Source organism: Pelomonas sp. V22, from assembly GCF_030014915.1.
Classification (GTDB): Bacteria; Pseudomonadota; Gammaproteobacteria; order Burkholderiales; family Burkholderiaceae_C; genus JAUASW01.
Window position 1 is genome coordinate 149,407 of record NZ_JAGIXS010000007.1, and the last position, 20,303, is coordinate 169,709.

Genomic DNA, 20,303 nt, shown 5'->3' on the forward strand with positions numbered 1-20,303 from the left:
CGGTTTATTGCTTCTTCTCGGCGGGAGCCTGAGCCGGTGCTGCCGGCGCTGCGGCCGGGGCGGGCTTGGGCGCCGGCTTGCGGTCGATCACCGAGCGGTTCTCGCGGGTCAGGTAGGTCTTGGCCACGCGCTGCACGTCGGCCGAGGTGACGCCCGAGATCCAGTCGGGGATCTTGTTGATCACGTTGGCGTCGCCCCACAGCGTCTGCAGCTTGGCGAGCGTGTCGGCGCGGGACAGGAAGCTCTCCAGGCCGTCGTACCAGCTGGCCAGCATGCTGGTCTTGAGGCGCTTCATGGTGGCGTCGTCGACGCCTTCCTTCACGACCTTGGCGATCTCCTCGTCCATGGCGGCCAGCACTGCGTCGGCGCTGCTCGTGGGCTTGTAGAGCGTGAAGGCGGTGAACAGCGTTGGGCCGTCGTATTCCCAGGGGCTGGTCAGGCCGTACAGCGAATTCATGTTGAGCGAGAGCTCGCGGCCCTTGACGAGGCCGAGGTAGAAGCGCGAAGCATCGCCACCGGCCAGCAGCTCGCCGAGCACGGCCATCGGGGCCTGGTCCTTGCTACCGCGGTCGGGCATCTTCCAGGCCACGGCCACGGCCGGCACTTGCGCCAGCGCGTCGCTCTGCTCGATGCGCTTCTCGGCGGTGTTCAGGCCTTCCTTGAAATCGGTGCCGGCCGGCACTGGGCGCTTGGCGATCTTGCCGAAGTACTTCTCGGCCAGCGCAAAGCCCTGGGCCGGCGTCACGTCGCCGGCGATGGACAGCACGGCGTTGTTCGGGCCGTAGTAGTCGCGGTGGAAGGCCCGCACGTCGTCGAGGCTGGCGTTCTCCAGGTCCTGGAAGCTGCCGTAGCCGTCGTGGTTGTTCTCCCACTTGTTGAAGGCGAGCTGGCCGATGTCGATCCACATGAAGCCTCCATAGGGGCTGTTCTTCACGTTGACGCGAATCTCCTCCTTCACCACGTCCTGCTGGTTCTTCAGCGTGGCGGGGTTGAAGTCCAGCGTCTTCATGCGGTCGGCTTCCATCCACAGGATGGATTCCAGCGCCGAGACCGGGGCGGTCTCGATGTAGTTGGTGAAGTCCGGGCGGGTCGAGCCGTTGTTGCGGCCGCCGCCGCTGGTGATGACCTGGTCGAACACGCCCTTGGGTGCGGTGGGCGTGCCCTGGAACATCAGGTGCTCGAACAAATGGGCGAAGCCGGTGCGGTTCTTGGGCTCGAGGCGCATGCCCACGTGATAGACCACGCTGACGCCGATGGTGGGCGAGCTGGCGTCGGGCGACACCAGCACGGTCAGGCCGTTGGCGAGCTTCTTGGTATGGACCGGCACGGTCCAGCGGTCGACGTCGGCGGCGAGAGCCGAGACTGACAGCGCCATGCCGGCCAGCAGCAGGGAGAGTTTGGGGATGCGCATGAACTGAATCCTCGTCGATGAAGGAATGCCGGCGCCTGACTGCTGCTGCTCGGCTCTGAGAGTCGCGATGTTAGGGCGAAATCGGGGGTGACTTTTGCCACCCGGGCCCCTGGCCGACTCAGGCTCCGGCGGGCTTCTCGAAGCCACCCGCCACCCAGGCCTCGGCGCTTTGCTGGTTGAAGCGGAAGTCGGGCCGCACGCGCGTTTGCGCCAGCCGCTCGCCGGCGCGGTCATGGGCCGTCAGCAAGGCATGGGGCGCCTCCTCGTCGGGCACGATGTCGAAGCTGATCGTCAGCCGGTCTTCTTCGGTGTCCACACGCAGCTCCTTGTGCAACTGCGCATGCAGCTGTTGCTCGTGGCGGCGTATCACCTCGGATGCCGTCTTCACCAGCGTATTGAAGGCATTCACGTCCAGCGGCTTGGGGTTCTTCTTGTCGCGGCCCATGGTCCAGGGGCCGACGAGGGCGGGCTCGGATTCGCCGTCGAGGTACATGGCCACGGCCCAGCCGTCGTCCTCCTCGTTCTTGATCACTTCGGCGGTCCAGCCCTTGTCGCGCCAGAGGCGGGCTTCGTTGATGGGGTTTTGGGCTTGGGTCTCGGACATGCTGCTTCGGTCTTGGGAAAGAGGGGGGGATTGTCGTGAGTTCAGCGGAAATCCCGGCTGCCGAGCACCAGGCGGCCCAGCAGCGGCGAGAGGTCTTCGAAATCGCGGGCCAGCAGGTGCTGGACGCCGCCGTCACCGCGCTGCCATTGGCCGCGCACGGCCAACAGCCGCGAGGCGAGGATGGTGGAGCGGTGCGCGGCATAGACATCGGGCCAGACGATCACCTGCACCGCACCGGTCTCGTCTTCCAGCGTGATGAACAAGGTGCCCTTGGCCGTCTGCGGGCGCTGGCGGCCGGTGACCATGCCGCAGGCGCGGGCCGTGCGGCCGCTGGGCCATTGCCGCAATTGCTCGGCGTTCTTGAGGCCGCGCTTGGCGAGTCGTTCGCGCAGGATGGCCAGCGGATGGCTGCGCAGCGTGAGACCGAGCGAGCGGTAGTCCCACAGCACCTCCTCGCCTTCGGCCGCCTCGGGCAGGACGAGCTCGGCCTCGTCGACCGGCGCCTCGCGCAGGAGCGGCGGCGCGCGGCGCAGGGCCGAGGCCTGCCAGACCTGCTGGCGGCGGTGGCCGGCCAGCGACATCAGGGCGTCGGCCGCGGCCAGCAACTGCATGTCGCGCTGGTCGAGCTGGGCGCGCAGGGCCAGGTCTTGCGCGTCGGCAAAAGCGCCTTCGGCACGTGCCGCGACGATGCGCTCGGCCGCCGCATCCGACAGGCCCGACACCAGGCGCAAGCCCAGGCGCACGGCCGGCTGGTCCTGGCCTTCGCGCAGCTCGAGGCTGCTGTCCTTGTCGCTGCAGCTCACATCGGCCGGCCTCACCTCGACGCCATGGCGCTGTGCGTCCTGCACCAGCTGGCTCGGCGTGTAGAAGCCCAGCGGCTGGGAGTTCAAGAGCGCGCACAAGAAGGCCGCCGGCTCATGGCATTTGAGCCAGCTCGACACATAGGTGAGCAGCGCAAAACTGGCCGCATGCGACTCCGGGAAGCCGTAGGACGAGAAGCCCTTGATCTGCTTGAAGATGCGCTCGGCGAAGTCGTCCTCGTAGCCGTTCTTGCGCATGTTGGTGATGATCTTTTCGTAGAAGCGCTCCAGGTCGCCGGGGCGCTTCCAGGCCGCCATGGCGCGGCGCAGCTGGTCGGCCTCGCCGGCCGTGAAGTCGGCGGCGATCATGGCCACCTGCATCACCTGCTCCTGGAAGATGGGCACGCCGCAGGTGCGCCCGAGGGCGGCCTTCAGCACCTCCTTGGGGTAGTAGATGTCTTCCGGCTTCTTGAAGCGGTTCTGCAGGTACGGGTGGACCATGCCGCCCTCGATGGGCCCGGGCCGCACGATGGCGACCTCGATCACCAGGTCGTAGAACTTGCGGGGCTTGAGGCGCGGCAGCATGGACATCTGGGCGCGGCTCTCGATCTGGAACACGCCGACCGTGTCGGCCTTGCAGATCATGTCGTAGGTCGCCACGTCGTCCTGCGGCACGAGGGCGAGGTCGATCTCGCGGCCACGCAGCTGGCGGTAGAACGCGAAGCAGCGGCGTATGCAGCTGAGCATGCCGAGGGCCAGCACATCGACCTTCATCAGGCCAGCGGTGTCGAGGTCGTCCTTGTCCCATTCGATGACGGTGCGATTGGGCATAGCCGCGTTCTCTATCGGCACCAGGCGCGATAGCGGCCCCTGTGTGAGGACGAAGCCGCCCACATGCTGGCTCAGGTGGCGCGGCATGCCCACCAACTGGCGGCTCAAGACCACCAATTGATTCAAGCGCCGGTCTTGCGGATCGAGGCCGAGTTCGGCCTGCAAGGCCTGCAGCCGCGCGGGCGGCAAGGCCTGGTCGGACCAGCCGCTGTGGTCGCGCACCAGCGCCTCGACCAGTGCCTCCTCCAGCCCCAGGGCCTTGCCCACGTCGCGGATCGCGCTGCGCGGCTGGTAGCGGATCACGGTGGCGGCGATGGCGGCGCGGTCGCGGCCGTACTTGGTATAGAGGTACTGGATCACCTCCTCGCGCCGCTCATGCTCGAAGTCCACATCGATGTCGGGCGGCTCGTTGCGCTCCTTGCTGATGAAGCGCTCGAACAAGAGCGTGCTCTCGGCCGGGTTCACCGAGGTGATGAAGAGGCAGAAGCAGACCACGCTGTTGGCGGCCGAGCCGCGGCCCTGGCAGAGGATCTCTATCGAGCGGGCGTACCGAACGATGTCGGCCACGGTCAGGAAGTAGTGCTCGTACCTCATCTCCGCAATCAGGGCCAGCTCGTGCTCGACCCGCTCTCGCCACCTTTCGCCGCCGTCTTGCGGCCAGCGCTTCTTCATGCCGATTTCCGTCAGCGCGCGCAGATGGCTGGCCGGTGTGGCGCCCTCAGGGATCACTTCGCTGGGATAGTGATAGGCCAGCTCGTCAATGGAGAACTTGCAGGCCTCGGCCACCTTCAGCGTCTGCGCCAGCAGCTCGGGCGCGTAGAGCTGGGCCAGGCGCAGCTTGCTGCGCAGGTGGCGCTCGGCATTGGGCTGCATGTCGAGGCCGCATTCGGTGATGGGCCGGCCCACGCGCACGGCCGTCAGTACATCCTGCAAGGCCTTGCGTGAGCGGCGGTGCATGTGCACGTCGCCGCTGGCCACCAGGGGCAAGGCCGTGGCCTCGGAGACGCTGCGCAGGCGCTGCAACCACCGTTCATCGCCCAGCTCCTGCAAGAGCTCCACGGCAATCCAGGCGCGGCCGGTGAAATGCCGCAGCAGCCAGCCGGCCTGATCGAGCAGCTCGGCATCGCTGGCCTCGCGGCGTGGCACCAGCAGGGCCAGGCAATCGTCCAGCACCTGGGGGCGCAAGTCGGACCAGCTCAGCCGGTACTCGCCCTTGGTGGCGCTCGCACGGCGCAGGCCGGTAATGAACTGGCAGAGATTGCCGTAGCCATTCATGTTGCGGGCCAGGATCAGCAGCTTGAAGGCCGGCTCGCCGCTGGCATCGCGCACCAGGAACTCGCTGCCGATGAGGAGCTTGGGGCGCGGCAGCCCGGCCAGATGCTCGGGCGGATCGTTCTTCAGCCGGCGCAGATGCGCATGGGCCCGCACCACGCCGGCCAGCGAGCATTCATCGGTGATGGCCAAAGCCTCGTAGCCCAGCTCGGTGGCGCGTTCGACCAGCTCATCGGGGTCTGACGCGCCGCGCAGGAAGCTGAAGCTCGAAAGACAGTGGACCTCGGCATAGCCCGGCAGGCCGAACTGATCCGGCGCATCGTCGGGCTGCTCTGGAGCCAGCTCTGCAGGATCGTGCTTCATGCAAACACCCCGTGCAGATACCAATGCGAGCGCTCGCCGCCCAGGCGCTCGTGAAAGATCCAGAGCAGCGCCTGCTCGGGGTTGCGGGCCAGGAAATAGTCGCGCTGCTGATGCTCGGCCTGCTGCAGGCCCGGCTGCCCCCACCAGCCACCCTCGATGCGCTGCGGCCCGGCCAGCATCTGCAGCTCGCCCCGGTAGAGCGGCTTGTCGTGATGGGCGAGCAGGCGCTGCGGCGGCTCGATCAGCCAGCTGGGCTGGGGTTGCAGGGGCGGCCTGGCCTTGGCTGCAGGCAAGACCTGGCCCCAGGGAATCCAGTCCTGCATGCATTCGAGCCGGTGGTCCTCGCGGGCCACGGCGCGGCGCACGTTGTGGGCACCGAGGCGCACGGCCAGGCGCTCGAGCAATTGGTTGGCGGGCTCGCGGGCCTGCTCGGGGCCGTCGGCCAGCAGCGAGTCGCTTTCGATCTGCAGCAGCTCGATGGTGTCGGCGCTGAGCCGCAACTCGCCGGCTGGCGCGGCCAGTTGCGTCTGCGCCAGGTGCTCGCCGAGCAGGCGGCGCAGGTGCATGAAATCGCGCGTGCCGTCGGCGGTGCCGAGGCGCAGCTCGCCGCCGGCGCCGGCCTCCTTGGGGCGCATCGCATCGTGCTGCCAGGCCAGGGTCAGCTGCTTGATGCCGGCCTGGCGCGCGGCCAGCCAGGCGCAGAGCTGGCGCAAGAGCGGCTCGCTGTAGTGCAGCAGGGCCGGCGCATGCTCGATGCGGAAGGGCAGCTCCAGCCGCGCACTGAAACGCTCGGGCGCCTGCACCCATTCGTGTGCCTCGGGGGCGAGGCCGTAGGCCTGGTCCAGCGCGGCGAACAGGGCGGCGCCAAAGCGCCTGGCCGTGGCGCCGCGCGGCAGGGCGCGCAGCTCGGCCAGGCGGCGGCAGCCCAGGCGCTCCAGCATGGCCGCTTCGGCAGCGGCGGCCGTGAGGCAGGCCAGCGGCAGGGCGTCGAGCAGCTCGGGCAGCGGCCGTGCGAAGCCATTGAGCACGCCGCCACGCGCCAGGGCCAGCGCACCGAGGCTGGTGGGCGCCCAGGCCAGGCCGCTCAAGGCGAGGCCCAGCGCCTGCGCTTCATCGACGAGGCGGCGGTGCAGCGCGCGCCGGCCACCGAACAGGCGCAGGCTGGCGCCCACCTCCAGCAGCACGGCTTCTTCGAGCAGGGCCACGCGCGGCGTGAACTGCAGGGCCCACCAGGCCAGGGTCTGCTGCAGCTCGGCCGGGGCGCCCGGCTCATTGCAGGGCCGCAGCGCGAGCCAATGCGGGCGCGGGCTCATTGTGAAACCTCCGTGCTGCGCACTGCGGTGCGAGCCCACTTCGTAGCGGCCGGGCGGGGCTCCTGCGAGGTCTCCAGGATCTTGTGCGGTGCGCTGGCGGGCTGCAGCAGGCGTGTGGCCAGCACATCAGCGAGGGCCGAGGGCAGGGCCGGCAGCTGCAGCGGTGCATCGAGTGCCGGGCCCCGCCGCTTGAGGATTTGCACCTCCAGGCGCCAGTGGCTGCCCGGCGCCAGCCGCAAGCGCAAAGGCGCCGCCGAGGACTGCGCCTGCACCGCCAAGGGCCGGAACAAAAAGACCGGCGCGCTGCAGGCCAGGGCGGCGGCCTGCAGGCGGCGGATCTGCTCGGGCCGGGCCGCCGGCAGCCAGGCCAGCAGGGCTGCGGCGGCATTGGCCTTGATCGCCTGCTCGGTGGCCCACAGGGCCTGCTCGGCCTGGGGCGGGGCGATCCAGACCAGCTGCTGCTCGCTGAGACCATGGGCGAGCAGGCCCGGCAGATGCGGCGCATAGGGCGGATTGATCAGCAGCACCGGGCGCAGCGCTGGCGCGGGGCTCCGGGGCTTCTTGCGGCCGGCCGGCTGCGGCAGCGGGCGGGGTGCTTGCAGCAGGCCGCGCAGCGCCGGCCCCAGCAGCCGCCATTCGGCCATGCCGCCCTGGGCTTGCAGGATCTCGCAGACCGAGCGCGTGGGCCAGCCGCCGCCGGGCAACTGGGCGTCGAGCTCGGCAAAGCCGCTGGCGACGCAAGGGCTGCTGCAGCCGCCCAGGCTGGCGGCGCGCCACAGCCGTGGGTCGGCCAGCAGGGCCTCGGTGGGCGAGCCGGCGGGCGGGGCGCCGAGCGGCACCGTGGAAGGGAAGAAGACGGCCGGCGGCTGGAGCGCTGCGGCCGTCCTGAAGAGGGGGGAGGGCATGTTTGAATACTGTATGAACGTACAGTATATGAATCAACAAGCGCGGTGCAAGCCCCCGGACTGCCCATTGCTTCACGGACGGCTCAGCGGCGGTGCCAGAGCAAAAACGAGGGTTTACACGGCATCGTCATAATCCGGGAAAACCCTTGACCTCTGGACGCATGAGCTTGAACGCCTCCGATGCCTGGCCCGCGCTGCTGACCGAGCGCCTGCTGCTGCGCGCGCCGCAGCCGGCCGACCTGGCGGCGCTCTACGAGATCCAGTCCGACCCGGTCAGCCAGCGCTTCAGCCCGAGCGCCATGCCCGGCTCGCGCGAGGAGGTGCTGCTGCAGCTCGATGACTGGCTGGCCCATTGGCAGGCCCATGAGTTCGGCTACTGGGCGATTGCGCGGCGTGAGCAGCCCGAGGAGCTGCTGGGTTTTGGCGGCCTGATGCACCGCACGGTGGCGGGCAGCCCGGGCCTGGCCCTGTACTTCCGCTTCCGGCCCCAGGCCTGGGGCCAGGGCTATGCGGCAGAGATGACGCAGGCGGCGCTGACCCTGGCCTTCGAGCAACTACAGGCGCTCGCCGTGGGCGCCGTGGTGCAGCCGGCCAACACGCCGTCACGCAAGACGCTGGAGCGCGCCGGCCTGCGGCTCAAGGGCTCGCTGGCCAATGTGCCGGGCCAGCCGGCCGACCTGCTCTACGAGATCAGCGCCGCCCATTACGCCGAGATGCCCCGGCTGCCGCCTCAGGCCACGCCTTTCGGGGCCTGACGGGGGCTGATCCCGCTGCCAGGCGCGGCCCGTTCAGGGCGCGCCCGTGATCACCCAGACCCAGTTCGCCGGCTTGAGCAAGGCCTGCAGCGCCTGCTGCACCTGGGCCGGTGTGACGGCCGCGAGGGCCTCGTCGTCGCGCAACTGGGTGGAGAGGAAGCTGCTGCCACGATCCAGCTGGCCCAGCAGCATGCCGCTCAGCGGAGCTTCGTTGCTGCGGCCCTGGCGGCGTTCGCCCATCAGCTGGCGGCGGGCCTGGTCCAGCTCGGCGGCCGTGACGCCCTCGGCCAGCAGTTTCTCCAGCTCCTCATGCATCGTGGCCTCGATGCGTGCCGCCGCTGCCGGCGCACCGGTGGCCTGGATGTTCAGCCGGGCGCGGTCGCCGGTTTCCGGCACGGCCATCTGCAAGCCCACGTTGTAGCTGATCGCATCCTGCTGGCGCAGCTTGTTTCCGAGGCGGCTGCCGCCGCCATTGGCCAGGATGCGCGCGCCCAGTACGAAGGCCGGATAGGCCGGATCGGCCCGGTTCAGTGGCAGCTCCTGCTGCAGGCTGACCAGGGCCGAGCCCTTGCCGCCGCCGCTTGCCACGAAGCGCGCGCCGGCCAGCGGCCGGTGCGGCAAGACCTGGCGTTCGAAGGCCGGCGCGTCGGCCAGCTTCCAGCCGCCGAAATAGCGCTCCAGCAGCTCGAACAGCTGCTCCGGCCAACTGCCGACCACGGCCACCTGCACCTGGTTGGCCGACCAGAAGCGGCGCTGGAAATCGCGCAGATCGGCCAGCTTTATCGTGCGGTAGAGGGCTGCGAGTTCTTCGTTCGAGGGCTGGTACTGCGGGTCACCCGGCTGCAGCGACCATTCGCGGTTCTGGTGCTGGCGCAGCTGCTCATGGGCGGCCGCAGCCGGCTCGCGCGCAGCGGCAGCCAGCCGGGCCAGGCGGTTGTCGCGCAGGCGCAGGAAGGCGGCTTCGGGCAGCAGCGGCTGGCGCAGCTGGTCGCTGAGCAGGCTCAGCACGGCCGCCAGCCGGCGCTTGTTGGTCTTGACCTGCACGGTGAGGCCCTGGGGGCCGCCGATGACCTGCACGCTGGCCTGCAGTTCCAGCTTGAGCTGGCGGATCTCGGCCGCGCTCATCAGCATCGAGCCTTCGTCCAGCAGCTCGTCCAGCAGGCGCCAGCCCTGGAACTTGGCCATGTCGGCGGCGCTGCCCCAGCGCAGCGTCAGCTGCAGGAACAGCGCGTCGTCGGGCGCAGGCTTGGGCAGCGTGGCCAGCAGCAGGCCGCTCGGCAACTGATAGCGGCGCACCTGGCGCTCCAGCGCGCGCGGATCGGGATCGAATGCGGGCAGGGGCGTGGCCGACGCGGCGGCGGCCATCGGTGCCGGCGGCGGCGGCGGCGGCGATTCGACCTTGAGCTGATCCAGCCCCTGGGTCGGATCGGGCTGGGCCGAAGGCAGTTGCACCGGCTTGGAGAACAGGCCGGCCAGGCCGCTGACGCTCGTCTCGACGACCTGCGGCTCACTGCCCAGCGCCGCGTCGCTGAAGCCATGCACCTGGGTGCGGTTCTCGGCACGCAGATAGCTGCGGCCCAGCTCGCGCACCTGCTCGGCCGTGACCTGGGGCAGGGTCTCGATCAGCTTGAACGGCAGGCGCCAATCGCCGGCACCGACGGCATCGCTGAGCAGGGCCGAGGCCGACGCCGGCTCCTGCAACCGCTGGCGCAGCTGCTGCACCAACTGCGACTTGATCAGCTGCAGCAGCTCGGCCGGCGGCTTGTCGCGGCCGCCGTCTTCGAGCCGGCTGATCCAGCGCGACTCGAGCTTCTCCAGCGCCTCGCGGCCGGCGGCGTCGCTGCTGCTGCTGTCGGGCAGCTGCAGCGACAGGCCGATCACGAAGGGCTCGCGCGTCAGCTGCAGGCCGGTCAGCGGCACGGTCTGGTGCGGGCGTTCGAGGCTGCGCCCATGGCTGGCCGAGAGGCCCGACAGCCAGGCCTGCAGCACCCACAGGGCCGGCGTCTGCGCGGCGCTGGGCACGCGGTAGGCGAGGGCCAGCGCGCTGGACGGCGTCTGCAGCGTGACGATGCGCGGGCCCTGTTGGGCTGGCTCGCTGGCGACCGGTGTGGCCAGCGCTTCCGCCGGCGCGCGTACAGGGCCGAACTGCTCGGCCACGGCGGCCAGGGCGGCCTGCTCGTCGAAGGCGCCGGCAATCATCAGCACCGCGTTGTCGGGCCGGTAGTGGCGCGCATAGAAGCTGCGCAGCGTGGGCAGCGAGAGCTGCTCCAGGTCCTGGCGGAAGCCGATCACCGGCCGGCCATAGGGATGCTGGCGGAAGGCGCCGGCCATCAGGCCGTGGTACAGCAGGCTGTTCACCGCCGTACCGCGCAGGCCCATCTCGTTCAGCACGATGGGCTTTTCCTTTTCGAAGTCCACCGCCTCCAGCCGCGACTGCTGCATGCGCGTGGCCTCCAGCCGCAGGATCTGGGCGAGCGTGGCGGGGTTGGGCGCGAAGCTGCTGAAGTAGTTCGTGCGGTCCAGGCTGGTGGTGCCGTTGTAGCGGGCCGAGAGGCGGCGGAACTCATCACCCAGGTCCGCGACGCTCGACGTGCCCCGGAAGGTCACATGCTCCAGCAAGTGCGCCATGCCGGCTTCGCCCTTGCCTTCGTGGCGGCTGCCCACCTTGTAGATCACCGTCACCTGGGTCTGGCTCTGCGCGGGCTGCGGCATCAGCAGCACCTGCAGGCCATTGGCCAACCGGTACTCGCGGATGCCGCCGAGCTGGCGCTGCTCGGTGAGGCCCTCGGGCAGTGCGGCAGCGTGGGTGGCTGCATGGGCTGCGGCCAGCAGCAGGCAGGCGGCGGCGAGGAGCCGGTGCAGGGGCTGGGTCATCGTGGAACTCCCTCGGGGCGGTGCTGTTCTAGGTATGAGGGCGGGATGGTAGCGGTGTCGTTGGGGCGACTGGAGGGAGTGGCAGCTGCAGGCTGTGAGCAGTCATCCGCGGCCGCTTGCTCGAATGGCCGCGGTGGCTGGAAGCGGTCACTCGACGGGCGGCGCTGCGAGAGGTCGCGGCCCTAGGTGCGCTTAGTCGGGTCCATTCGAATCTCCGCCCAGTGCATTCGGTATGCAGTCTCCATGTCTCTTGGCATGTGAACGTACTTAAGCAACTCATCGGGCATATCAAGGAAGAGGTACGTCGGAGCGTTGCTCGCAGGAATGATGACTCGCGTGCGCACACATTTGCTTGATGAAATCACGGCTACTGCTCCGGGCTTGTCCAGCTTCATTTGTCGATCATCGCGGCGCCCCTGCGGCCTCGCCACCAGACCATCCGGCGAGACGGGAGTTGATCAGCCTAGCCCTATCAATCGCAGTTTGATGCCCAGGGCCTGTGCGCCGCAAGGCGTTGACGTGAGGCGCCAAATTGTTGGCGCCTGCCTCGGTTGAATCGGTTGAGGTTCTTTCTGGCGGTCTTACATTGACTGCGCAGCGAGCCGGCCACTCAAGACCTGGCCCCGGCACTCAGCAATTTTTCTTGCAGTTTCTCCTGGAGATCCCAAGCCATGCGTCCTCGCGACCTCGTAAGCAAAGGCCTTCTTATTGCCGTCCTGCCCCTACTGCAAATGCCCGCGGCTCAGGCCGCCGAGCCAGTAGACGAAATGCTGTTTTTCTCGGTGCGCACAGAGCGCAATCTGCTTGATGTCGTAGGTAAGGGGCCGTGGAGAAAGCTGAACAACGCCGATGCCTCCGGCGCTGTGCCTGGCGCAGACTGGAAAGCCTTCCTCTACTACTCGGCCGCGTTTAGCGACAAGTTCTGGCCCGTCAAGTCCGGTTCCGAAATCGCTGCCGGCAGCGCGATGCGTGACGGCAAGGAATCTCCGTTCTGGTTGCAAACGGCCCCATCGTCATACCGGGCCATGTTTGGCATGTTCAACAGCTTGGTGATCTGCCCGGACCCCGGTGAGGGGGCATCTCCCGACGCCAAAGCTTGTTTGAAGGCCGGCACGCTGGATGGCGTCTTTCCGACGAAGACTCGCTACAAATTGGAAGTCGCGCTCGCACGCCTAAAAGAAGGTGCCGACTTGCAAATCGCTGTAATCCCTGCTGACCAGCGGTCGGCTGTGCTTTCCTCGCTGGAGGCTGCTGCACTCCAAGCGAAGAAGGCCTATGAAGATCAGATAGCCTCAAGGCAGAAGCGCGAACAAGAGCAAGGGCAGCGCTTGAAGGCCAAGCAGGAGGGTCTTCAGCGCGAATTTGAGTCAATTCCCAGTGGCAAAGCGTTGGCCTGCGACTCCGGCCGCGCACCGATCGAACTGGGCGGGTCCTTTAGCCAGACGTTGGTCGACTGTGTACTGCCCAGTCGCTACGAAATTCGGATGACAGTTGCTGAGATATTGGCAGCGGGCTGGGCAGTCGAGAGCCAGAGCTCTGCACCGAGCGCCGCTTGGGGCCAGCGAGCACTGACCTATTCCATCGTCTTCCGCAAACGTTGAAGGGCGCTCGGGAGCCTGGTCGGTTGCGGTGGGCCTGCAAACCCCAACGGTTGGCGGTCCGAGGTGACTGAATTCATTGCGAGCTTCATTCCGGAGAACGCTTGCAAGTAGCTGTGGGCCGTTGAGCGGCAGGAGCTAGATGCTTGGCGGCGAGGCCTGTCGAAGTGTCGGACGCCAATCCCGATTTGCCTGGGGCCAGATCCAGTCAAGCTCGACAAAGCGCTGGACTCGAAGCGGATCGTGAAGCTGGCACCCCGAGTAATGAAATCGGGCAATCAAGGTCGAGGCGATGGACTTCTAATGCAAGTGCGAAGGCAGGAAATAGACGGCCGGAAAGAGATCGAGTGCGGTCGTTCGCGCTGAACTCTTGATCGGCCGCAACCGCTGCAGAGCCGCCTCCAACCGAGGCCCACCCACCTGTCCAAACTCGGCATCCACCGGGTCGAAATTCGGATGCCCTGACGCTCACCCAAACCGCCTGAGCGCCACCAAATCCAACACCCTCAACCCCCCATACTCGATCCGTATCAACCCATCCGCCTGCAGCCGCTTCAAAGCCTGATTGACCCGCTGCCGGGAGAGCCCCACCAGATAGCCCAGCTCCAGCTGCGTGATGCGCAGCAAGGTGCCCACGCCGGGATACAGCTGGGGATGGAAGAGGGCGGCGAGGTTGCGGGCCACGCGCAGGTCGGGGTCGCTGCTGCGGTCGATCTCACGGGCGGCGATGAACTGGCCGAGCCGCTCGTTCAGCTGGTTGATGACGAAGCGATTGAAGGCGATGCTGGTTTCGAGCAATTCATGAAAGCTCTCCAGTGGCAGGCCGGCCACCACGCTGCGGCGCAGCGCCTGGATGTTGTAGCGGTAGACCTCGCGCTTCAAGAGCGTGCCCTCGCCGAACCAGCCACCCGGCGGTACGCCGGTGAAGGTGATGGCCTGGCCGCTGCTGTCGTCGTTGCTCATCTTCAGCAGCCCGTCCACCACGCCAAACCAGAAGTTGGCCGACTTTCCGATGCGGCAGACCCGCTCGCCCACCTCGGCTTCGGCCACTTGCAGCTGCCGGGCGATCCGCTCGCGCTGCTCGGGCTCGAGCACGGCCAGCCAGGGAATGGCGGCCAGCTCGGCCGGTGTGGCGGCGCGGGCGCGTTGGCGCAGCGGCGTCCCATGAGAAGAAGCAGAAGACGACGAGAAGGAAGAGGAACGCGAGCTCGACAGGCTGGATTCGTGACTCATGCTCGTTGACGAGAGACTGACAGCGGGCCCTGGTGAAAACCTGGGGTCGGGATAGCCCTTGGAATGTCGTTGCAACGACAGGCAGGCGTCAAAGTGAGGCCTAGTATTGCCGAACACGAGGACCCGGCGCCGAAGTTTCTGCGCACAGGACGTCCCGCAGGAGACAGGCAGTGACGACGACCTTTCCGCGTCTGATGCTCGAGCATGCAAGGCAGCGCCCTGACGCCGCTGCGCTGCGAGAAAAGGAATACGGCATCTGGCAGGCCACCAGCTGGGCCGAGCTTTCCAGCCTCGTGCAGGCGCTGGCCCATGGCCTGCACCAGGCCGGCCTGCGGCCCGGCCAGCACCTGGTGGTGGTGGGTGAGAACCGGCCGCGCCTCTCGGCCGTGGTGCTGGCGGCGCAGTCGCTGGGCGCCATCCCCGTGCCGCTGTACCAGGACGCGGTGGCGGCCGAGTTCGTGTTCCCGCTCTCCAATGCCGAGGTCGGCTTTGCCGTGGTCGAGGACCAGGAGCAGGTCGACAAGCTCCTGGAGATCCGCGAGCAGCTGCCGCTCCTGCAGCACATCTGGTTCGACGATCCGCGCGGTCTGCGCAACTACGACGAGCCGGGCCTGAGCCCCCTCGATGCGCTGGTGGCCGCCGGCCGGGTCGAGGCCGCCGCCCATCCGCAGCTGTACATGCAATGGGTCGAGGCGGTGAAGGACAGCGACACCGCCGCCATGTTCTTCACCTCGGGCACGACCGGCAATCCGAAGGGCGTGATTCACACCCATGCGACGCTGATCGACCGCGCCCAGGCCGGCGCCCGCTTCGACAAGCTCACCAGCAGCGAAGAGGTGCTGGCCTACCTGCCGCCGGCCTGGATCGGCCAGAACGTGTTCAGCTATGCGCAGTGGCTGGCCTGCGGCTACGTGGTGAACTGCCCCGAGTCGGCCAGCACGGTCAGCATTGACCTGAAGGAGATCGGCCCGACCTACTACTTCGCGCCGCCGCGGGTGTTTGAAGGCCTGCTGACGACCGTGATGATCCGCATGGAGGACGCGTCCGCTGCCAAGCGCTGGCTGTTCAAGCGCTGCATGGCGCTGGCCAACCGCGTGGGCCCGGCGCTGATGGATGGCAAGCCGGTCGGCCTGCTCGACAAGCTCAAGTACGCACTCGGCAATGTGCTGATCTACGGCCCGCTGCGCAACACGCTGGGCTTCTCGCGGGTGCGCGTGGCCTACACGGCGGGCGAGGCCATCGGCCCCGACCTGTTCAGCTTCTACCGCTCCATAGGCATCAACCTGAAGCAGCTCTACGGCTCGACCGAGACGGCCGTTTTCGTCTGCCTGCAGCCCGACAACGAGGCGAGGTCCGACACCGTGGGCGTGCCCATCGAGGGTGTGGAGATCAAGCTGGCCGAGAGCGGCGAGATCCTGGTGCGCTCGCCGGGTCTCTTGAAAGGCTATTACAAGAATGACGCGGCCACGGCCGAGGTGCTGACGGCGGAGGGCTGGTATCACACGGGCGATGCCGGCTTCATCGATGCCTCGGGCCACCTGAAGATCATCGACCGCGCCAAGGACGTGGGCCGCATCCAGGGCGGCGCCAACGATGGCGCGATGTTCGCGCCCAAGTATGTGGAGAACAAGCTGAAGTTCTTCTCCCACATCAAGGAGGCCGTGGCCTTTGGCGACCGGCGCGAGAAGGTCTGCGCCTTCATCAACATCGATTTCGAGGCCGTGGGCAACTGGGCCGAGCGCCGCAACCTGCCCTATGCCGGCTACACCGACCTGGCGGGCAAGCCCGAGGTCTACGAGCTGATCCGCGACTGCGTGGAGAAGGTCAATGCCGACCTGGCGCAGGACGCGCTCTTGGCCGGCAGCCAGATCACGCGCTTCCTGGTCTTGCACAAGGAACTTGACGCCGACGATGGTGAGCTCACGCGCACCCGCAAGGTCCGGCGCGGCGCCATTGCCGAGAAGTACGAGGTGCTGATCGATGCGCTGTACGGCGGCCGAACCTCGCAGTTCATCGAGACGGCGGTGAAATTCGAGGATGGTCGCAGCGGGGCGGTCTCGGCCGATCTGAAGATCGTGGACGCCAAGACCTTCCCCGCTGTGCAGAGGGCCGCCTGATGTCAAACAAGAAAATCGGCGAGGTCATCCTCGAGGTCAAGAACATCTCGCTGGCCTTTGGCGGCGTGAAGGCGCTGACCGACATCAGCTTCGATGTGCGCGAGCATGAGATCCGCTCCATCATCGGACCGAACGGCGCCGGCAAGAGCTCGATGCTGAACTGCATCAACGGGGTCTACCACCCGACGCAGGGCCAGATCAGCTTCAAGGGCCAGACCTTCAAGCACATGAACTCGCGCCAGGTGGCCGAGATGGGCGTGGCCCGCACCTTTCAGAACCTCGCGCTCTTCAAGGGCATGAGCGTGCTGGACAACATCATGACCGGCCGCAACCTGCACATGAAGAGCAACTTGCTCCTGCAGGCCTTGCGCTGGGGGCCGGCCGAGCGCGAGGAGATCGCTCAGCGCGAGAAGGTCGAACGCATCATCGACTTCCTCGAGATCCAGGCCTACCGCAAGACACCGGTCGGCCGTCTGCCCTATGGCCTGCAAAAGCGCGTGGACCTTGGGCGTGCGCTGGCCATGGAGCCGAAGGTGCTGCTGCTCGACGAGCCCATGGCCGGCATGAACGTGGAAGAGAAGCAGGACATGTGCCGCTTCATCCTCGACGTGAACGACGAGTTCGGCACCACCATCGTCCTGATCGAGCACGACATGGGCGTGGTGATGGACATCTCGGACCGTGTGGTCGTGCTGGACTACGGCAAGAAGATCGGCGACGGTGCGCCCGACGAGGTGCGCCGCAATGAAGACGTGATCCGTGCCTACCTCGGCACCTCGCATTGACGCAGGACGGACGACATGGGATTCCTCATCGAAACGGTGTTCGGCGGCCTGATGACCGGCATGCTCTATTCGCTGATCGCGCTGGGCTTCGTGCTGATCTTCAAGGCCTCGGGCGTCTTCAACTTCGCTCAAGGCGCGATGGTGCTGTTCGCGGCGCTGGCGATGGCGCGCTTCTCGGAGTGGATTCCGAAGTGGCTGGGCTTCGACAACGCCGTGCTGGCCAACATCCTTGCCTTCGCGGGGGCCTGCGCCGTGATGATCGTGGTGGCCTGGTGCGTTGAGCGCCTGGTGCTCTCCAAGCTGGTGAACCAGGAGGGCATCACGCTCTTGATGGCGACGCTCGGGATCACCTACTTCCTCGAAGGCCTGGGCCAGAGCCTGTTCGGCTCCGATATCTACAAGATCGACGTGGGCATGCCCAAGGACCCGATCTTCCTGTTCGAGAAGACCTTTGAAGGCGGCGTGCTGGTCAACAAGGAAGACCTGTATGCGGCATTGATCGCCGCCGTGCTGGTGGCACTGCTGGCCCTGTTCTTCCAGAAGACGGCCACCGGCCGCGCACTGCGTGCCGTGGCGGACGACCACCAGGCGGCCCAGTCCATCGGTATCCCCTTGTCGCGCATCTGGGTCATCGTCTGGAGCGTGGCGGGTTTCGTGGCCCTGGTGGCCGGCATCATCTGGGGCAGCAAGCTCGGCGTGCAGTTCTCGCTCTCGCTGGTGGCCCTGAAGGCCTTGCCGGTGGTGATCCTCGGCGGGCTCACCTCCGTGCCGGGCGCCATCATCGGCGGCCTCGTGATCGGTGTGGGCGAGAAGGTCTCGGAGGTGTATCTCGGCCCCATGCTGGGTGGCGGCATCGAGATCTGGTTTGCCTATGTGTTGGCCCTCGGCTTTCTGCTGATTCGGCCCCAGGGGTTGTTTGGCGAAAAGATCATTGATCGGGTCTGAACCATGCTCTACAGAGAAAACGGCCAGTTCAAGACTTCCTACCGCGCCGACAACGCGGTCTTCCCGATACGCCAGGACCAGATCGCCATCGGCCTGATCCTGCTTGTCGCCTTCGTCGTGGTGCCGGCCTTCGCCTCGGAATACCTGTTCCGTGCGATCCTGATTCCCTTCCTGATCCTTTCGCTCGCGGCCCTGGGCCTGAACGTGCTGGTGGGCTATTGCGGCCAGATCTCGCTGGGCACCGGCGCCTTCATGGCGGTGGGCGCCTATGCGGCCTACAACTTCCAGGTTCGCATCGAGGGCATGCCCCTGATTGCTTCGCTGCTGCTGGGCGGGCTGGCCTCCACCGTTGTCGGCGTGTTCTTCGGCGTGCCGTCCTTGCGCATCAAGGGCCTCTATCTCGCCGTGGCGACGCTGGCCGCGCAGTTCTTCTGCGACTGGGCCTTCCTGCGCATCAGCTGGTTCACCAACAACTCGGCCTCGGGCAATGTTTCGGTGTCCAACCTGCAGGTGCTGGGCTTCCCCATCGAGTCACCGGTGCAGAAGTACTTGTTCTGTCTCGCCTTCGTCGTGGTGTTTGCCACGCTCACCAAGAACCTGGTGCGCTCGGCCATCGGCCGCGAGTGGATGGCCATGCGCGACATGGACGTGGCGGCCAGCGTGATCGGCATCCGCCCGGTCTACGCCAAGCTCAGTGCCTTCGCGGTCAGCAGCTTCATCGTCGGTGTGGCCGGCGCGCTCTGGGGCTTTGTGCATCTGGGCTCCTGGGAGCCGGCCGCCTTCTCGATCGACCGCTCGTTCCAGCTGCTCTTCATGGTCATCATCGGCGGCCTCGGTTCGGTGATGGGCGCCTTCTTCGGTGCGGCATTCATCATCATCCTGCCCATCCTCTTGAGCCAGGCACCGCATTGGCTGGGCATCCCGATTGCCACCGAGACCTCCTCCCACCTGGAGTTCATGGTCTTCGGGGCGCTGATCGTGTTCTTCCTGATCAAGGAGCCGCATGGCCTGGCGCGGCTCTGGGCCACGGCCAAGGAGAAGCTGCGGCTCTGGCCCTTCCCTCACTGACGCCTCATTGGTGCCTCACTGATTCATCGATTGACGAGTTCCTTCTTGAAACCACAAAGCGCGCCACGAGCGCGCACAACCGGAGACAGCAAGATGACGACACGACTCAAGTCCCTGGCCCTGATAGCTGCGGTGGCCGCCGCCGGCCTGACTACCCTCGCTACCGATGCCTTGGCCCAGGCCAAGGAGCAGTTCTTCCCGGTGCTGGTCTACCGCACCGGTGCCTATGCGCCCAATGGCACGCCCTGGGCCAATGGCTATGTGGATTACCTGAAGCTCGTGAATGCCAAGGGCGGCATGAACGGCGTCAAGATCAGCTACGAGGAATGCGAAACCGGCTACGCGACGGACCGCTCGGTGGAATGCTACGAGCGCCTGAAGGGCAAGGGCGCCACGCTGTTCCAGCCGCTCTCCACCGGCGCCACGTTTGCGCTGACCGAGAAGGCGCCCGGCGACAAGATCCCCCTGATCACCGCCGGCTACGGCCGCAGCGAAAGCCAGGACGGCGGCGTCTTCAAATGGAACTTCCCGCTGCTCGGCACCTACTGGGTGGCAGCCGACGTGCTGCTGCAGCACGTGGCCAAGAAGGAGGGCGGCTGGGACAAGATGAAGGGCAAGAAGGTCGCCCTGGTCTATCACGACAGCCCCTACGGCAAGGAGCCGATCCCTCTGCTGCAGGAGCGCGCCAAGCTGCATGGCTATGAGCTGCAACTCCTGCCCGTCACGGCCCCCGGCGTCGAGCAGAAGGCCACCTGGCTGCAGGTGCGCCAGAGCCGACCGGACTATGTGTTCCTCTGGGGCTGGGGCGTGATGAACTCCACCGCGCTGAAGGAAGCGCAAGCCACGGGCTTCCCGCGCGAGAAGATGTACGGCGTCTGGTGGGCCGGTGCCGAGCCTGATGTGAAGGACGTGGGCGATGGCGCCAAGGGCTACAGCGCCGTGACCATCCAGCATGGCGCCGAACCGCAGGCCAAGGTGGTGCAGGACATCCTCAAGGAGCTGCATGCCAAGAACCAGGGCACGGGCCCCAAGGAAGAAGTCGGCCAGGTGCTCTACATGCGCGGTCTGCTCTCGGCCATGCTGGGCGTCGAAGGCGTCAAGCGCGCGCAGGAACGTTTCGGCAAGGGCAAGGTCATGAACGGCGAGCAGGTGCGCTGGGGCCTGGAGAACCTGGCACTCGACCAGAAGAAGCTCGATGCCCTTGGCCTCGCCGGCGTGATGCGCCCGGTCTCGACGTCTTGCGTCGATCACATGGGCTCCAGCTGGGCGCGCGTCCACACCTGGGACGGCAAGAAGTGGAACTTCGTCGGCGACTGGTATCAGGCCGATGAGCAGATCCTGAAGCCGATGGTGAAGGCGACCGCTGAGAAGTACGCGGCGGAGAAGAAGCTGACCCGTCGTACACCGGAAGACTGCCAGTCCTGATCCA

14 protein-coding genes are annotated in these 20,303 nt (G+C 67.0%); 7 read left to right on the forward strand and 7 right to left on the reverse strand.

Annotated features, from left to right (window positions below; all coding sequences use genetic code 11):
• Positions 1-4 precede the first annotated feature (4 nt).
• The 5 genes from J7U46_RS20000 to J7U46_RS20020 all read right to left on the reverse strand — a co-directional run bounded on the left by J7U46_RS20000 (position 5) and on the right by J7U46_RS20020 (position 7,499).
• On the reverse strand, positions 5-1,411 hold the full coding sequence (locus J7U46_RS20000) for a pitrilysin family protein (RefSeq protein ID WP_282828952.1): 1,407 nt from the start codon (positions 1,409-1,411) through the stop codon (positions 5-7).
• A 118-nt stretch (positions 1,412-1,529) separates the two neighbouring features.
• Positions 1,530-2,015, reverse strand: a complete 486-nt coding sequence (locus J7U46_RS20005; RefSeq protein ID WP_282828953.1) for a hypothetical protein — start codon at positions 2,013-2,015, stop codon at positions 1,530-1,532.
• A gap of 41 nt (positions 2,016-2,056) precedes the next feature.
• Positions 2,057-5,281 (reverse strand): error-prone DNA polymerase, encoded by a 3,225-nt coding sequence (locus J7U46_RS20010; protein WP_282828955.1) that lies wholly within the window; start codon positions 5,279-5,281, stop codon positions 2,057-2,059.
• Positions 5,278-6,594 carry a DNA polymerase Y family protein gene (locus J7U46_RS20015; protein WP_282828956.1) on the reverse strand — a complete coding sequence of 439 codons (1,317 nt, stop codon included), beginning with the start codon at positions 6,592-6,594 and terminating at the stop codon, positions 5,278-5,280. Before J7U46_RS20015 ends, J7U46_RS20010 begins: the two co-directional genes overlap by 4 nt.
• Complete coding sequence (locus J7U46_RS20020) at positions 6,591-7,499, reverse strand: recombinase RecA (protein ID WP_282828957.1); 909 nt, start codon at positions 7,497-7,499, stop codon at positions 6,591-6,593. Before J7U46_RS20020 ends, J7U46_RS20015 begins: the two co-directional genes overlap by 4 nt.
• A gap of 161 nt (positions 7,500-7,660) precedes the next feature.
• On the opposite strand from J7U46_RS20020, the gene J7U46_RS20025 reads away from it, so the two are divergent.
• Positions 7,661-8,254 carry a GNAT family protein gene (locus tag J7U46_RS20025; protein WP_282828959.1) on the forward strand — a complete coding sequence of 198 codons (594 nt, stop codon included), beginning with the start codon at positions 7,661-7,663 and terminating at the stop codon, positions 8,252-8,254.
• Between the two features lie 33 nt (positions 8,255-8,287).
• Here the strand turns inward: J7U46_RS20025 and J7U46_RS20030 are convergent, their stop codons facing one another.
• The gene (locus J7U46_RS20030) at positions 8,288-11,128 is read right to left on the reverse strand and encodes a M16 family metallopeptidase (protein WP_282828960.1); all 2,841 of its coding nucleotides are present in this window, start codon (positions 11,126-11,128) and stop codon (positions 8,288-8,290) included.
• 671 nt (positions 11,129-11,799) lie between these two features.
• On the opposite strand from J7U46_RS20030, the gene J7U46_RS20035 reads away from it, so the two are divergent.
• Positions 11,800-12,729 (forward strand): hypothetical protein, encoded by a 930-nt coding sequence (locus J7U46_RS20035; RefSeq protein ID WP_282828961.1) that lies wholly within the window; start codon positions 11,800-11,802, stop codon positions 12,727-12,729.
• Positions 12,730-13,194: 465 nt separating this feature from the next.
• Here J7U46_RS20035 and J7U46_RS20040 read toward each other — a convergent pair whose 3' ends face one another.
• A complete protein-coding gene (locus J7U46_RS20040; protein ID WP_282828963.1) occupies positions 13,195-13,959 on the reverse strand; it encodes a Crp/Fnr family transcriptional regulator in 765 nt (254 codons plus the stop codon).
• Positions 13,960-14,129: 170 nt separating this feature from the next.
• On the opposite strand from J7U46_RS20040, the gene J7U46_RS20045 reads away from it, so the two are divergent.
• From J7U46_RS20045 to J7U46_RS20065, 5 genes are all read left to right on the forward strand, one after another.
• On the forward strand, positions 14,130-16,076 hold the full coding sequence (locus J7U46_RS20045; RefSeq protein WP_282828964.1) for an AMP-binding protein: 1,947 nt from the start codon (positions 14,130-14,132) through the stop codon (positions 16,074-16,076).
• Positions 16,076-16,861, forward strand: a complete 786-nt coding sequence (locus J7U46_RS20050) for an ABC transporter ATP-binding protein (protein ID WP_282828966.1) — start codon at positions 16,076-16,078, stop codon at positions 16,859-16,861. Before J7U46_RS20045 ends, J7U46_RS20050 begins: the two co-directional genes overlap by 1 nt.
• 15 nt (positions 16,862-16,876) lie before the next feature.
• Positions 16,877-17,806, forward strand: a complete 930-nt coding sequence (locus tag J7U46_RS20055; protein ID WP_282828968.1) for a branched-chain amino acid ABC transporter permease — start codon at positions 16,877-16,879, stop codon at positions 17,804-17,806.
• A 3-nt stretch (positions 17,807-17,809) separates the two neighbouring features.
• On the forward strand, positions 17,810-18,874 hold the full coding sequence (locus J7U46_RS20060; protein ID WP_282828969.1) for a branched-chain amino acid ABC transporter permease: 1,065 nt from the start codon (positions 17,810-17,812) through the stop codon (positions 18,872-18,874).
• 93 nt (positions 18,875-18,967) lie between these two features.
• Entirely contained in the window at positions 18,968-20,299 is a 1,332-nt protein-coding gene (locus J7U46_RS20065; RefSeq protein WP_282828970.1) for an ABC transporter substrate-binding protein, read from the forward strand.
• The last annotated feature ends 4 nt before the right edge of the window (positions 20,300-20,303 follow it).

Bases quoted from the DNA above. Each gene is read 5' to 3' on its own strand.
- J7U46_RS20010 (WP_282828955.1), bottom strand. From the start codon at position 5,281: ATGAAGCACGATCCTGCAGAGCTGGCTCCAGAGCAGCCCGACGATGCG.
- J7U46_RS20000 (WP_282828952.1), bottom strand. From the start codon at position 1,411: ATGCGCATCCCCAAACTCTCCCTGCTGCTGGCCGGCATGGCGCTGTCA.
- J7U46_RS20035 (WP_282828961.1), top strand. From the start codon at position 11,800: ATGCGTCCTCGCGACCTCGTAAGCAAAGGCCTTCTTATTGCCGTCCTG.
- J7U46_RS20005 (WP_282828953.1), bottom strand. From the start codon at position 2,015: ATGTCCGAGACCCAAGCCCAAAACCCCATCAACGAAGCCCGCCTCTGG.
- J7U46_RS20015 (WP_282828956.1), bottom strand. From the start codon at position 6,594: ATGAGCCCGCGCCCGCATTGGCTCGCGCTGCGGCCCTGCAATGAGCCG.
- J7U46_RS20065 (WP_282828970.1), top strand. From the start codon at position 18,968: ATGACGACACGACTCAAGTCCCTGGCCCTGATAGCTGCGGTGGCCGCC.
- J7U46_RS20050 (WP_282828966.1), top strand. From the start codon at position 16,076: ATGTCAAACAAGAAAATCGGCGAGGTCATCCTCGAGGTCAAGAACATC.
- J7U46_RS20020 (WP_282828957.1), bottom strand. From the start codon at position 7,499: ATGCCCTCCCCCCTCTTCAGGACGGCCGCAGCGCTCCAGCCGCCGGCC.
- J7U46_RS20055 (WP_282828968.1), top strand. From the start codon at position 16,877: ATGGGATTCCTCATCGAAACGGTGTTCGGCGGCCTGATGACCGGCATG.
- J7U46_RS20040 (WP_282828963.1), bottom strand. From the start codon at position 13,959: ATGAGTCACGAATCCAGCCTGTCGAGCTCGCGTTCCTCTTCCTTCTCG.
- J7U46_RS20030 (WP_282828960.1), bottom strand. From the start codon at position 11,128: ATGACCCAGCCCCTGCACCGGCTCCTCGCCGCCGCCTGCCTGCTGCTG.
- J7U46_RS20060 (WP_282828969.1), top strand. From the start codon at position 17,810: ATGCTCTACAGAGAAAACGGCCAGTTCAAGACTTCCTACCGCGCCGAC.
- J7U46_RS20025 (WP_282828959.1), top strand. From the start codon at position 7,661: ATGAGCTTGAACGCCTCCGATGCCTGGCCCGCGCTGCTGACCGAGCGC.